The following is a 14,285-nucleotide window of genomic DNA, read 5'->3' as shown; positions in this document are numbered from 1 at the left end:
TCCGATCACAACCCCGGATGCGCATGCGGCGGGCTGGGGACGAAGTCCGGCGCGGCGAGTCGGGCCAGCGTGGCGCGCGACTCCTGGTCCTGCGGCACGTAGGCGTTCAGCCGCTGCCCCGGGAACGCGGTCAGCTCCGACGAGATCGCCCGGACGCGCAGCACGCCGACGTCCAGGTTTCGGAAGAGCTTGACCCGGGTGCGGGTGAGCGAGATCGGGTGAGCGGCCCAGGCCTTGGCGAACTCGGGGCTGGCCTCGATCAGTTCGTCGATGAACGCGGTCCAGACCGGATCGCCGACGTTGCGGGCGTAGGTGCCGCGCAGGACGCCGACCACGCCCTGGCACTCCCGGGTCCACTCGTGGAACGGGTTGCAGCATTCGGGCCGGGTGAACAGTTCCCAGATCATGTTGCGCCGGACTCGCGGCGTCGCAGCCAGGGCCGGGAAGACCCTCGCGAACAGCTCGTTGAAGGCCAGCACGTCGTAGCGCCCGTTCAGCACGACCGCGGGCAGCGTCGCGAAGTCGTCGAGCAGGGCCTGGGTGTCCGCGTCCACCTCGTCCTCGGCGCGCAGCGTCGCCGTACTCGGTACGCAGGCCAACCGCTTGACGTGCTCCACCTCGACGCCGTCCAGGCGCAGCGTGCGGGCGATGCCGGAGATCACCTGCGCGCTGACGTTGATCGGGCGGCCCTGTTCGAGCCAGGTGTACCAGGTGACGCCCACGCCGGAGAGCTGCGCGACCTCCTCGCGGCGCAGGCCGGGGGTACGGCGCCGGCGGCCGACGGGCAGGCCGACCTGGTCCGGGGTGATCCGCTCCCGGCGGCTGCGCAGGAACGCGCCGAGCTCGGCGCGCGACGCGGCGCGGGCGGGTCGGACGTACTGCGGTGTGGTCCGGTCGGGCTCGGCCGGTCGGGGCGGGTCGACCCGGTCGGCGACGAGCCCTTCCGGGGTGGTCCGGCTCTCTTCCGGGGCGCCCGGGCTCTCTGTCGAGGTGCTCGGGGCGTCCCGGTCGGAGTCGTCCCATTCCCGGAGGTTGCGTTCGGGGAAGGCGTCGAGATGCGGGCCGGCGGTCATTCGCCCATCCTGTGCTCGGGTCGGAGTCGATTGCCAGGTGCCTGGTTATACCCGGATAACCAGGCTACTGGTGCGGGTACTCGCGACCGACCACAGTCGTCGCCATGACCGATACGAATCTGCGGTCGGGCAGCGACGCCCGACGCGAGGGGGACGTGGAGCGGGTGACGACCGCTCTCGGGGGCACGAGCGAGGAGACCGAAGGAGAGCGGGGCGGGGTACGGCATCGGGCCGCGAGCACGGTGTTGCTGGTGGTGCTGGTGGCCGGGCAGTTCATGGCGGTCCTGGACGCGTCGATCGTCAATGTCGCGGCCCCGGTGATGCGTTCGGACCTGCACGCCTCGGGGGCCGGATTGCAGTGGATGATCGCCGGCTACACGATCGCGTACGCGATGTTGCTGATCACCGGATCGCGGCTGGGGGCGATCTTCGGGTATGGCCGGGCCTATCTGGGTGGGCTCGGGCTGTTCACGCTCGCGTCGCTGGCGTGTGGACTGGCCACTTCGACCGGCGAGTTGGTGGCGTTCCGGTGTCTTCAGGGTGCGGGCGCCGCGTTGCTGGTGCCGCAGGTGTTGACGCTGATCCAGCGGCGGTTCGAGGGACGGCGGCGGACCGCGGCGATGGGGCTGTACCAGACCGCGATCGCCGGCGGCGCGGTCGTCGGACAGATCCTCGGCGGAGTGCTGGTGAGCGCGGATCTGCTGGGTACCGGCTGGCGGCCGGTGTTCCTGGTCAACGTGCCGATCGGCGTGCTGTTGCTGGTGGTCGGATGGCGTGCGCTGGGCGGGGACCGTCCCGATCCCGCCGAGCGGACCGGATGGGGTCGGTTGGACGTGCCGGGCGTGCTGGTGCTCGCGCCGGCGATGCTCGCGGTGGTGGTGCCGCTGGTGGTGGGGCACGAGCAGGGTTGGCCGGTGTGGGGGTGGGTGTTGCTCGCGGCCGGGGTCGCCGGGTTGGGCCTGTTCGCGCTGGTCGAGCGGGCGGTGGCGGCGCGCGGTGGGTCGCCATTGGTGCCGGGTGCGGTGCTGCGCTCCCCCGGGCTGCTGTCCGGCGGGATCGCGCTGTTGATCGCGGTCGGCAGCTACAACGGATTCCTGTTCACGCTCGCGCTGCACCTGCAATCCGGTCTCGGTGACAGTCCGCTGCGGGCGGGGTTGACCTATGTGCCGTGCGCGATCGGGTTCGCGGTCTCGGGGTTGTGGTGGGGGCGGCTGCCCGAGCGGATTCGGGCGCATGTCGGCTATCTGGGCTTCGCGCTGGTGTCGGTCTCGTACGTCGGCATGGCGGCCGCCGTGCACGGTGGTCGCGAGGGCGGCTTCGCGCTGGCGATCGGGCTGGCCGGGATGGGCCTGGGGCAGGGCGCGGTGATCGGGCCGCTGATGGCGAGCGCGCTCGGCCGGGTCCGAGCCGAACACGCGGGCGACGCGAGCGGCGTACTGGTCACCCTCATGCAGGTCGGCGCGGTGTTGGGGGTGGCCACGTACGGCACCACCTTCCTGTCCGCGACGGGCGTGGGTGCCCATGCCTCGGCGCACGCGGCGGTGGTGACGTTCGTGGCGCTGGCCGCGGTGAACCTGTGCGCGGCGGTGTGGGCGTGGCGCGTGGTCGCGCGGCGCCGGGTCACCCGGGTCGCCTGATCGGATGGGAGGCCGGGCGGACGGGCCTGCGGGCCGCACGGCGCGTCCTCGGCGCCGGGGCGCCCGCCCAGCCCCTCCCGGACCGCGCACACACACGCACTCATACGTGCACCCGCACCGGCCGGGCGGGCGGTTGAGCCCGTTCGGCCGGTGCGGGTCACGCCGGCGCGGGTCGCCCGAAGACCGCGCGCGGGTGGTGTCCTCGCGTCGGATGGAGCCCCCCTCGCGACGCTTCGAGCGGGTGGTCGGCTCCGCGAGGTCAGTCCCGTTCGGGCCAGCGGCGGCCCGCCGCGCGCCGCGCGTCCTGCTCCGGCGAACGGCTCGGCCGCGAACCCGATCCGCCTCCGTTGCCGCTTCCGGCTCCGGTTCCGACACCCGAGCCGGACGAGCCCGGATCCGCTCCCGCGGCCACACTCGAACCCACCTCGGATCCCGCGCGCGCACCAACTCCCGACCCGGCGCCGGCCCGCTGCAAGAGCTCGCCGTCCCGAGCGGGGTCGACGGATGCCGCCGCCGATGCCTGCGCGTCGGCGAGTTCCTCCGCCTCCGCAGCGGCCTTCGCCTGGAGGCCGGACATCGTGCGCAGCGGAACCTCCTTGATGAAGAAGACCAGTACGAACGCGACCGCCATGACGCACGCGGCGATCAGGAACACCAACTGCATCGCCTCGGAGAAGCCCTCCTTGAACGGTGCGGCCAGGCGCGGGTCCAGGTGCTGGATGAAGGACGAGTCGCTGAGCACGCCGGAACCCTGCGCGCCGCCGGGGTTCGGATTGCGGACCATCTCGATCACCGGCCCGTTGGCCGGATCGGCGAGCACCGAGGGATCTGCCAACGCGGCCTGGAACTCGGGCGTACGGGCGTCTCGGGTGAACGCCTTGGCGATCTCCCCGGAGACGTTGCTGAACAGCACGGACAGGAACACCGCGGTACCGGCGGTGGCGCCCATCTGCCGGAAGAAGGTCGCGGCCGAGGTGGCCACGCCCATGTCCCGGGCCGGGACCGCGTTCTGCACCACCAGGATCAGCGTCTGCATGCACTGGCCGAGGCCGATGCCGAGCAGGACCATGAACAGGCTTGTGGTCACCAGCGACGTCTCGGTGTCGACGTACAGCGCGAACAGGGCCATCGCGATCGCCGCGATGCCGGTGCCCAGGATCGGGAAGATCTTGTACCGGCCGGTCTTGGAGGTGATCTGCCCGGACAGGATGGACGAGCCCATCATCCCGGCCATCACCGGGATCATCAGCAGGCCGGCCTCGGTGGGGCCGGCGCCCTTGACGATCTGGAAGTACTGCGGGATCAGCATGAACCCGCCGAACATGGCCATCCCGAAGATCACGCCGATCAGCGACGCGAGGCTGAAGATCCGGTCGGCGAACAGGCGCATCGGGATCAGCGCGTCCTCGCCCATCCGGCGCTCGACCAGGATCCAGGTGATCACGCCGATGCCGCCGATCAGGTAGCAGGCGATCGAGGTGCCCGAGCCCCAGCCCCATTCGCGGCCCTGTTCGGCGACGATCAGCAGCGGAACGACGCCGAGAGTCAGGGTGATCGCGCCGAACCAGTCGATCCGGTGCGGGCGACGGGTGTGCGGGATGTGCAGCACCTTGGCGACGACCAGCAGGGCGAGCACGCCGACCGGCACGTTGACCAGGAACACCCAGCGCCAGCCCGCGATGCCGAGGATCTCGCCCTGCCCGGCGAAGAACCCGCCGACCAGTGGGCCCAGCACGCTCGAGGTGCCGAAGACGGCCAGGAAGTAGCCCTGGTAGCGGGCGCGTTCGCGCGGCGGGACGACATCGCCGATGATCGCGAAGGCGAGCGACATCAGACCGCCCGCGCCCAGGCCCTGGAGGGCGCGGAACCCGGCGAGTTCGTACATCGACGTGGAGAACGTGCACGCCGCGGAACCGACCACGAAGATCGTGATGGCGGCGAGGTAGAACGGGCGGCGGCCGTACAGGTCGGACAGCTTGCCGTACAGCGGCGTGGCGATGGTCGACGTGATGAGGTACGCGGTGGTCGCCCACGCCTGTTGGCTGAGGCCGTGCAGGTCGTCGGAGATGGTTCGGATCGCGGTCGAGACGATCGTCTGGTCCAGCGCGGCCAGGAACATGCCGGCCATCAGGCCGTACAGGATCGTCATGATCTGACGGTGGCTCAGGGCACCTTCGCTCACGGCCTGTTGCGGGCCGGACTGCGCTTGCGGTTCGGTCATGCGGTAGTGCCTTCCGGGGCACCGGGCGCGGCGTCGCGCGTGGGTGCCTGGTCGCGTTCGAGATCGTCGTTGAAGCGGCCGAGGAGGTGCACGAGCGTTCGGCGCTCCTCGGCGGACCAGTCGCGGGTGACCCGGTCCAGTTCGGTCTGCCGGCGGGCGCGGTAGATCTCGAACGCCTGGTTGCCGGCGTCGGTCACCGCGAGCAGGGTGCCGCGACCGTCGTTGGGGTCCGGGCGGCGTTCGACCAGCCCGCGCTGGACCAGGGACGCGATCTGCCGGCTGACCGTGGACACGTCCAGGTAGGTCATCGCGGCCAGGTCGGTCACCCGACGGGGCCCCTCGAGGGCGAGGTAGGCCAGCAGCAGCCGGTCTCCCCCGTCGGGCACGGGGCCGCCTTCGGCGCGGTTGCGCGCCTTGGCGGCGGCCGAGAGCCGCATGAGACGCGCGAGTTCGCGTCCCAGTTCGTCGGGTGCGCGGCCGGCTGTCGGCTCGTCACACGGTGTCGTCGCGGTATCGATGACCGCCCCCCTTGTCCCTCGCCACGCGTTAACTGCATGGCTCAACCAACAATAGCGCCCTTCACCACCGCGCCCGATTCGCGCCTCCGCGGCCGAGGCCCGACCGACGCCTCGGGGCGAGGCCGCGCCCCGAGGGAATCTCGGGAGCACGTCCCGTGGTCCCGGGGAATCTCGGGAGCACATCCCGTCGAACCGGCCATGCCCGCTCGACCAGCCCCGCTCGACGACCGCGGCCCCATCGTCTCGGAAGCGGGTCGACCGACGGGCCGTCGCCCGGGACGGCGGCAACCGGGCGGGGCCGCCCGGCGGACGCGCTATCGGGCGCCGGCCGCCTCGGCGGGTGCCGCGTCGGACCGGTCGGCCGACCGCTCGATGGTTTCGGCGGCCGGCGCGGACGACTGGGCGCCGGGACCACCCGCCGGTGTCACGCCCGCCTTCGGCCCCGGGCGCGGCCCGGGCTGCGGCACCGACGACGCACCGGGGCTTACCGCGGCGGAGGGGTCGAGCGCGCCCTCCCCGCCCGGACCGACGCCCGGACCGACGCCCGAATCCACACTCGCGTGCACATCCGCGCCCGCACCCGCGTCCGGCGTCGGCGCACCGTCCGCGCCGACCGGCCCATCGGGCGCGTCCTCCGCACCGGCCTCCCCGGGGCCGGCGCCCTCAACTGCCCTGGCGCCATCGACCGCATCGGCAACCGTGGCCGCACCACGACCCACCCCAGCCGCATCCGCCTCGTCCACACCCGTCTCACCCGGGCCCGCGCTTCCGCCCGCCTCGCCCGCACCCGCGCCGCCGTCCGCCCGACCCGCCACCGGAGTGGCCCCGCCGGCCCGCTTCGGCCCGGCCTTCTTGGCCCCCGGGCGCTTGTCCGGCTCGCGGTAGCCCAACTTGCGCAGTTCATCCGGCGTCCAGCCACCCGCCAACGCATCCGCCCAGGCCTTGAGCGCGCGCCGTTCGCCCTCGGCGGCGGCCCTGAGCAGCGGTTCCAACTCGGCCGCCGACGTGGCGAGTTCGCGGATCAGTTCGATGCGCCGGTCAAGGAGGGCACGAGCGGCCACCTCCGCGTCACGAATCAATGCGTCATCGGTCATGCACGCACCGTAATGGACATGTCGGCGCACCGGAAAATCGACAAGCCGATGACTCGCCCGCCCATCACCCTCCGAACGGCCCCGAACGACTCCCGCGAAAGCCCTGCCGATCCACCCCCACCCCCATCCCCCATCCCGCGTGACGAGCGGCACGGAACCCGACCCATGCTCATCTGACTGTCCGTCAGCTATGGTGACGAGGTGCCTGTCTCGCGACTATTGGGCGCTCGTGCGAGGTACCCGACGGGTGTCCCGCCGGGTCCCGGGCATCACGGCTGCAGCAGGTTCGGCCGGCCGGTCGACCGCGCGGCACACGTACGACCGCACAACAGGGAGTGAGTGACCATGCGCGTGGGAGAGGTGGCAGGCTCGGACCTGCAACGCTTCGGGAAGCCGCTCGACGGGATCCGGGTCCTTGCCATCGAACAGATGCAGGCGCTCCCCTACGCCACGCAGATGCTCGCCCGACTGGGCGCGGAGGTCATCAAGATCGAGTCGCCGGGCGTCGGCGAGTCCGGGCGCGCCGCGCTGCCGATGATGACCGACCCGCTCGGTCGCCGCGTCGGCGTCACCTTCCTGCGCAACAACCTCGGCAAGCGCAGCGTCACGGTCGACCTGAAGCACCCCGAGGGCCGCGAGATAGTGCTGCGCCTGGCCGAGAAGGCGGACATCGTCTGCGAGAACTTCAAGCCCGGTACGGCCGGCCGGCTCGGCTTGGGCTTCGAGGACATCGCCGCCGTCAACCCGCGCGCGATCTACCTCTCCGTGTCCGGCTTCGGCAACACCACCGAGTCGCCGTACGCGTCCTGGCCCGCCTACGCCCCGGTCGCCGAGGGCATGGCCGGTCTGTACGACTTCAAGCGCGACCCGAACACCGCGCCGGTGGTGTCCCCGCTCGGCGCGCTCGGCGATTCGGGCTCGGCGCTGTTCGCGGTGATCGGCGTGCTGGCCGCGCTGCGCCATCGGGACGCCACCGGCGTCGGTCAGTACGTGGACATCTCCATGTTCGACGCGATGGTCGCGCTCAACGACGCGGGAATCAGCTACTGGTCGATGGGACTGAAGGACCCCGGCCTCGCGCCGCTGATCAACCACTCGTTCCGGGCCTTCGACGGCTACTTCCTGATCCAGTGCGCGCGCCCGCACATGTTCGAGGCGCTCGCCGACCTGGTCGGCAGGCCGGAGTGGAAGAGCGATCCGCGTCTGAGCGGCCCGCAGGAGTGGTTCGACCACATCGAGGACATCCTGCGCCCCGGCATCGAGGAATGGGCGGCGGACAAGTCCCGGCTGCAGGCGTGTGCGGCGCTGAGCGGAGTGGGCGTCGCGTCCGGCCCGGTCTACAACCCCGGCGACGTGATCGAGGACGAGCACGTGCGCAATCGCAACATGATCGTCGAAATGGAGCGTACCGACGGCGACCCGGCGCCGGTCCTGTCGCCGGGCAACCCGGTCAAGCTCTCCCGGGTCGCCGAGGGCCCCGAGACCCGGGTGCCCTGGGTCGGCGAGCACACCGCCGAGGTGCTCGGGGCCGAACTGGGCCTGTCCCGCGCGGAGATAGACCGCCTCGCGGCCGACGGCGCGATCGGCTTGGAGACCCCGTAGCCGAGCACGTACTCCCCAACCCATCCCGCACGGCGGCCCGCAACGGCGGGCGGCCACGCGACAACGCGACGAACCCCAAGTGGAACGAGGCGGAAGCGGAGAAATGACGACTGACGGAACCGCAGTTTCGACGGGACGCGGCATCCTCGGGTACGGGGCCTATCTCCCCTACCGGCGCCTCGACCGCAAGAGCATCGCCGCCGTGGCCGGCACCGGCGGCGGCAAGGGCACCCGCACGGTCGCCTCCTTCGACGAGGACACCACCACGCTGGGCGTCGAGGCCGCCCGCAACACGCTGCGCGCGACGCCCGGGATCCGCCCGCGCGCGCTGCTGTTCGCCACGGTGGCACCCGCGTACGCGGACCGCACCAACGCGACCGTGATGCACGCCGCGCTGCGCCTGGACGGCTCGGTGCCCGCGATGGACGCCACCGGCTCGGTGCGCTCGGCGGCCGGTCTGCTCCGGCTCGCGCTGGACGGCGCCGGCAGCTCGCTCGTGGTCGGTGCCGACATCCGGGTCGGCCTGCCCGGCAGCGGCGACGAGGCGGCCGGCGGCGACGGCGCGGCCGCGCTGCTGGTCGGCTCGTCCGCCGACGGCCCGGTGCTGGCCGAGTACCTCGGCGGCGCGTCCGCCACGGCGGAGTTCGTCGACCGCTGGCGCACTCCGGGCGATGTGCGCTCGAAGTTGTGGGAGGAGAAGTTCGGCGAGAACAACTACCTCGCCGCCGGTCGGCAGGCCTGGACCGACGCGCTCAAGGCGACCGGGCTGACCGCCGACCAGGTCGACCACGCGGTGATCGCCGGGCTGCACGGCCGCGCGGTCGCCGGGCTGGGCCGCAGGCTCGGGGTGCGCGAGGGTGTCCTGGGCGACGACCTCGCGAGCACCGTGGGCAACACCGGCGCGGCGCACCCGGGACTGCTGCTGAGCGCGACGCTGGAGCGCGCCGAGCCGGGTGCGGTCGTCGCGCTGGTCGTGCTGTCCGACGGCGCCGACGTGTTCCTGTTCCGCACCACCGACGCGCTCGCGGCCTACCGGCCCACCCGCACGGTCGCCGAGCAGATCGCCGGCGGCGCGCCGCTGCCGTACGGCAAGTACCTCGCGTGGCGCGGGCTGCTCCCGGTCGAACCGCCGCGCCGACCCGAGCCCGCCCGCACCTCGTCCTCGGCCGCCGTACGCTCGGTGGAGTGGAAGTACGGCTTCGTCGGCTCGCGCGATCGCGAGAGCGGCGCCGTGCACCTGCCGCCGCAACGGGTGTCGATGACCGGTGGCAACGTGGACGACATGGAGCCGGTGCCCACCGCCGACGTGCTCGGCACGGTCAAGACGTTCACCGTGGACCGGATGGCCTACTCGCCCAGCCCGCCGGTGGTGTTCGCGGTCGTGGACTTCGACGACCCCGCGGGCAGCGACGCTGCATCCGGCGAGGGCGAAGGTGGGCGACGGGTGGGCGGCCGGTTGCCGATCGAGCTGACCGACATGGACGCGACCGAGGTGGCCATCGGCGACCGGGTCGAGCCGACCTTCCGCCGGCTGGGCACCGCCGACGGCATCCACAACTACTTCTGGAAGGCCCGCCCCGTGCGGACCGCCCGAGCCGCCGAGGAGGCATAGGCATGGGATCGCACGGCATCAAGGACCGCGTCGCCATCATCGGGATGGGTTGCACCCCCTTCGTCGAGCACTGGGACAAGGGCACCGACGACCTGCTGATCGAGGCGACCACCGAGGCGTTCGCGAACGCCGGCGTGGCGCAGGAACAGGTCGACGCGTACTGGCTGGGCACCGCGCAGTCGGGCATGTCCGGGCTGACCCTGGCCAAGCCGCTGCAACTGCAGGGCAAGCCGGTCACCCGCGTGGAGAACATGTGCGCGACCGGTTCCGACGCGCTGCGCCAGGCCGCGTACGCGGTCGCGTCCGGCGCGTACGACGTGGCCATGGCGGTCGGTGTGGAGAAGGTCAAGGACGGCGGCTTCCAGGGGCTGAACGCGTTCCCGATCCCCGGCGACGGAACCGCCCGCACGCTCACCGCGGCGGCGATGTTCTCGATGGTGGTGCCCGCGTACGGCGACAAGTACGGCGTGTCCGAGGCGGAGATGCGCGACGTGTTGTCGCACATCGCGTCGAAGAACCACTACAACGGCGCGCGCAACCCGCGCGCCCAGTTCCGCAAGGAGATCGCGCCGGAGAAGATCTCCGCGATGCCCAAACTCGCGGGCCAACTCGGCGTGTTCGACTGCGCGGGCGTCGCCGACGGCGCGGCGGCGGCGATCGTGGTCCGGGCCGAGGACGCGCACCTGTACACGGACAAGCCGCTGTACATCAAGGCGCTGTCGCTGGTGGCGGGCAACGGCTCGGGGGTGATCGACCCGGAGTACGACTACACCACGTTCCGGGAGATCGCCGCGTGCGCGCAGGACGCGTACCGTCAGGCCGGGGTGAGCAACCCGCGCGAGGAGCTCGCGATGGCCGAGGTGCACGACTGTTTCACGCCGACCGAACTGGTGCTGATGGAGGATCTGCAGTTCGCCGATCGCGGGACCGCGTGGAAGGACGTCCTGGCCGGTGCCTTCGACCTGGACGGCCGGCTGCCGGTCAACCCGGACGGCGGGCTGAAGAGCTTCGGTCACCCGGTCGGCGCATCCGGACTGCGGATGATGTTCGAGGCCTGGCTGCAACTGCGCGGCGAGGCACCGGCGGATCGACGGATCCCGGCGGACGGTCGCAAGCTCGCGCTGACCCACAACCTCGGCGGCTATCCGGGCGAGATGGTCTCCTTCATCTCCATCCTGGGCAACGAACTCGGCTGACCGCCGTTCCCCCACGCGTTGTTCGAAGGCCGTCGAACCCGCGTCGGGTTTTGCTCGTCAAGGCTGGTGAGGGGCTCGATCGCGGTCGCGATCGGGCCCCTTTCGCCATCTCCGGACACCGGAAATGGGCAATCTGCCACAAGCATCATGGTTACCGTGGTTTCATCCGCGTCCGGGCCTTTGATGTGCGACAGTCATTGCACCCTGCCTCGTCATGTCCGGAGGAGCGCGAGCGGATGCGCGAACGGCCCGAACACCCCGTGGACGCACCCCTCGTGGTGGACCCGGCGCAATGGCTCGCGCACATCGACCGGATGCGGGCCGAACTCGAGGTCCTGCGCGGTGGTTTCGGTCCGCGCCCGGGGGCGGCCGGCGGCGGTTCGGGCGAGGACGCGGCGGCGATCGAGGACGCGCACCGCCGGGGCATGTTGTGCGATCTGCTCGCGGGCAGCCTCGGCCGGACGGCGGAGCATCTGGCCCGATTGAGCCTGGACACCGACGATCCCGAGCACCGCCAGGCCGAAGATCCGGGCCTGGCGGCCAGCACTCCGGCGCGCAGCGCGGTCCGGCCGCCGGACGTCGGGCCGACCGCGCCGTTCGCGCTCGGTGACGTCGAGGACGCGGTACTGCCGTGGCGGCACCTGCGCCGGTTGTTCGTCGAGCCGGACCCACACGGGCTGTTGCCCGAGCAGCGCCGCACGGCCGTACCGCCGGCGCCGGGTTCGGGACCGGTGGCCAGCGCCGAGTGGCATCTCGATCGCGACGACGTGCGCTGGTCCGACGAGATGTACACGCTCTTCGGCCGAGACCGCGCGCTCGGCCCGCTGCCGCTGTCCGAGTTGCCCGACCACGCGGCGGCCGAGGATCGGGCGTTCGTCACGGACCTGCTGCGCGAGCTGCTCGAACAGACGAACGGCACCGAGGGCGAGTTCCGGATCGTGCGCGCCGACGGCAGCCGGGTGTCGGTCCAGTTCGTCGGCGAACCGGTCCTCGACGCGGACGGAACCCCATACGCGGTCTGGGTGTTGCTTCGCGACATCACCGAACTGCGGCGCACCCAGGAGGCGTTGACGGAGACCCGGGCGCAGTTGCTGGCCCAGCGCCGACTGGCGCGCTCCGAGCACCGGATCGCCGCCGAGTTGCAGCGCGTGGTGATGCCGTGGTGGACCCGGCCGATCAGCCTGCCCGGCATCGAGGTGGCCACCCGGTACTTCCCGGCCGAGCAGGACTCGAAGGTCGGCGGCGACTGGTACGACGCGCTCGCGCTGCCGAGCGGCGACGTGTTGCTCGCGGTCGGCGACATGTCCGGGCACGGGGTCGCCGCGGCGTCCGGGATGACCACACTGCGCGGGGCGTTGCAGGGGGTGGCGATGACGGGGGCCGGGCCCGCCGCGATGCTGACCGCGCTGAACCGGATCGTGGTGCACACGCTGCCGGCGGACAAGGTGGCGACCGCGGTGTGCGCGCGATTCGACCCGGAACGGCGGGTGTTGACCTGGGCCCAGGGCGGCCACCCGCCGCCGCTGCTGTACCGCGACGGCGTGGGACGGGCACTGTCGGCACCCTTCGGCGTACTGCTGGGTGCGCTCGACGAGCCCGAGTTCGTCGAGGACCGGGTCGAACTACTGCCCGGCGACGTGCTGTTGATCTTCACCGACGGCTTGGTCGAGCGCCGCGGGCGCGGCACCGAGGAGGCGGTCCGCGCCCTCCTCGGCCTGGGCCCCCGCGTCCTCGGCTCGGACGCCAGGACGTGCGTGGACGTGGTCCTGAGCCGCCTGGGCCACACCCGCTACGAGGACGACGCGTGCGTGATGGCGGTGTGCGTGCGGTAGCGCCGCGCTCGGCTCGGGGTTTGTGCCCAGCCGCCCACCCGTTGCGTCGAGTGGGCAGGTTGCGGATTTCGGGCGTCAGGAGCCCTCCGCGAGTTCCTCGCGGAAGACACGCACCTCCGGCACGTCCCGATACCGATCCGTGAGTCTGCGCAATACCTCCAAGCGGTCCCACGTGCGTTTCGAGCTCACCTCGCCGGCGGCGTGCACCGCGAGGCGGGCCTGGTGGGCGCCTCGGTCCGGTTGGCCATCCAACAAACAGGCGGAGGCCAGCGAGATCAAGTCGAAGGTCTTGGACCGTTCGTGCCCGCGAGCACGCAACTCCAATGCCCGCTCGGCGTGTTCCTGAGCACGGCCGGCCGCGGTGGGATCGACCTCGGCGAGCGTGCGGTACACCAGCGCCTGCATGCCGTGCAGATCGGCCGAGTCGAAGAAGGCCACCCAGTCCGGGTCCTCGTCCGGGCGCGACCGGCCGAACTCGGCCTCGGCCCGGCCCAGGGTGCGCCGGCAGTCCGCGGCCCGCCCGAGCGCCGCCTGCGCCCACGCCTCCACGGTGTGGAACATCGCGCGTGTGGTCGCTCCCGCGCGATCACCCGCCGTACGCTGCGCCAACTCGATCAGCGCGAGCGCGTCCGCCGGGCGCTCCAGGTGCACCATCTGCCGGGCCGCGCGGGAGAGCGCCTCGGCCGCCCGCGGCAGGTCGCCCGCCTCCCGGGCCGCGTGCGCCGCGATCACGAAGTAGTTCTGCGCGGTCGGATCCAGCCCGACGTCGTGCGACATCCAGCCGGCCAGCGCGGCCAGGTTGGCCGCCACGTTCCACAGCCGACGGGTGACCGGCAGCGGATTGGGATAGGTCAACAGATTGCCGACCTCGTTCAACTGTCCGATCACCGCCTTGCGTTGCAGACCGCCACCGCGATCGGCGTCCCAGGTCCGGAACACCGTGACCGCGTTCTCCAGCGCGGTCACCTCCTCCGCCCCGATCGGACCGGCGTCGGCGAGCCCGTACGAGACCGGGTCGGCCGGCACGCCGCGCGGGTGGGGCAGACCCCGTCCGGGAGTGAGCCAGCGATCGAAATTGGCCACCAGGGCCGGCCCCGCGACGAGTGCGAACCCGCTGCCGGCGAAACCGTGCCGGTTGAGCATCAGGTCCATGCCGGTGAACTCGGTCAGCGCGGTCACCGTGCGCTCGGTGCTCCACGGCAGGTCCTCCTGGACCACCTGCGCGTTGTGCCGGGGACGACCGGTCAGACCGAGGTCCTCGGAGGTGACGACACGCCCGAGCCGCTCGGTGAACAGGGCCGCCAGAACCCGGGGCACCGGGTCCCTCGGACGCTCGCCGTCCTCCAGCCAGCGTCGGACCCTGGAGGTGTCCGTGGCAAGCTGGGGATGGCCCATCGCGGCGGCCCGGCGGTTGACCAGTCGGGCGAGTTCGCCCTTGGACCACCCGGTCAGGGCGAAGAGGTCGACCAGTTTGGTGTTGGGTTCCCGGCGCATTGCAAA

General features: G+C 72.1%; 10 protein-coding genes. 5 read left to right on the top strand and 5 right to left on the bottom strand.

Annotation, left to right across the window (positions count from 1 at the left end; all coding sequences use genetic code 11):
- Positions 1-5: 5 nt before the first annotated feature.
- Positions 6-1,073 carry a helix-turn-helix transcriptional regulator gene (locus tag OG948_RS29365; protein WP_406299336.1) on the bottom strand — a complete coding sequence of 356 codons (1,068 nt, stop codon included), beginning with the start codon at positions 1,071-1,073 and terminating at the stop codon, positions 6-8.
- A gap of 104 nt (positions 1,074-1,177) precedes the next feature.
- Here OG948_RS29365 and OG948_RS29360 point away from each other — a divergent pair, with 104 nt between their 5' ends.
- Positions 1,178-2,710, top strand: coding sequence for an MFS transporter (locus tag OG948_RS29360; RefSeq protein WP_406299335.1), 1,533 nt, complete (start codon positions 1,178-1,180; stop codon positions 2,708-2,710).
- A gap of 259 nt (positions 2,711-2,969) precedes the next feature.
- On the opposite strand, the gene OG948_RS29355 is transcribed toward OG948_RS29360, so the two are convergent.
- The 3 genes from OG948_RS29355 to OG948_RS29345 form a co-directional block, all read right to left on the bottom strand.
- Positions 2,970-4,931: an MDR family MFS transporter gene (locus OG948_RS29355; RefSeq protein ID WP_406299334.1), complete on the bottom strand. Its 1,962-nt coding sequence runs from the start codon at positions 4,929-4,931 to the stop codon at positions 2,970-2,972.
- Positions 4,928-5,317 (bottom strand): MarR family winged helix-turn-helix transcriptional regulator, encoded by a 390-nt coding sequence (locus OG948_RS29350; RefSeq protein ID WP_406299333.1) that lies wholly within the window; start codon positions 5,315-5,317, stop codon positions 4,928-4,930. Before OG948_RS29350 ends, OG948_RS29355 begins: the two co-directional genes overlap by 4 nt.
- 446 nt (positions 5,318-5,763) lie before the next feature.
- Positions 5,764-6,543 (bottom strand): hypothetical protein, encoded by a 780-nt coding sequence (locus tag OG948_RS29345; protein WP_406299332.1) that lies wholly within the window; start codon positions 6,541-6,543, stop codon positions 5,764-5,766.
- Between the two features lie 345 nt (positions 6,544-6,888).
- On the opposite strand from OG948_RS29345, the gene OG948_RS29340 reads away from it, so the two are divergent.
- From OG948_RS29340 to OG948_RS29325, 4 genes are all read left to right on the top strand, one after another.
- A complete protein-coding gene (locus OG948_RS29340; protein ID WP_406299331.1) occupies positions 6,889-8,145 on the top strand; it encodes a CaiB/BaiF CoA transferase family protein in 1,257 nt (418 codons plus the stop codon).
- 103 nt (positions 8,146-8,248) lie between these two features.
- On the top strand, positions 8,249-9,757 hold the full coding sequence (locus OG948_RS29335; RefSeq protein ID WP_406299330.1) for a hydroxymethylglutaryl-CoA synthase: 1,509 nt from the start codon (positions 8,249-8,251) through the stop codon (positions 9,755-9,757).
- Between the two features lie 2 nt (positions 9,758-9,759).
- On the top strand, positions 9,760-10,953 hold the full coding sequence (locus tag OG948_RS29330) for an acetyl-CoA acetyltransferase (RefSeq protein ID WP_406299329.1): 1,194 nt from the start codon (positions 9,760-9,762) through the stop codon (positions 10,951-10,953).
- 236 nt (positions 10,954-11,189) lie between these two features.
- Positions 11,190-12,785 (top strand): PP2C family protein-serine/threonine phosphatase, encoded by a 1,596-nt coding sequence (locus OG948_RS29325; protein ID WP_406299328.1) that lies wholly within the window; start codon positions 11,190-11,192, stop codon positions 12,783-12,785.
- A gap of 75 nt (positions 12,786-12,860) precedes the next feature.
- Here the strand turns inward: OG948_RS29325 and OG948_RS29320 are convergent, their stop codons facing one another.
- A complete protein-coding gene (locus OG948_RS29320) occupies positions 12,861-14,279 on the bottom strand; it encodes a hypothetical protein (RefSeq protein WP_406299327.1) in 1,419 nt (472 codons plus the stop codon).
- Between the last annotated feature and the right edge of the window lie 6 nt (positions 14,280-14,285).

Origin of the sequence: Embleya sp. NBC_00888 (assembly GCF_045207655.1) — a bacterium.
In the GTDB taxonomy this organism is placed as follows: Bacteria; Actinomycetota; Actinomycetes; order Streptomycetales; family Streptomycetaceae; genus Embleya.
Note: the sequence above shows the minus strand (reverse complement) of the source record. Positions and strands in the feature narration are given on the sequence as shown.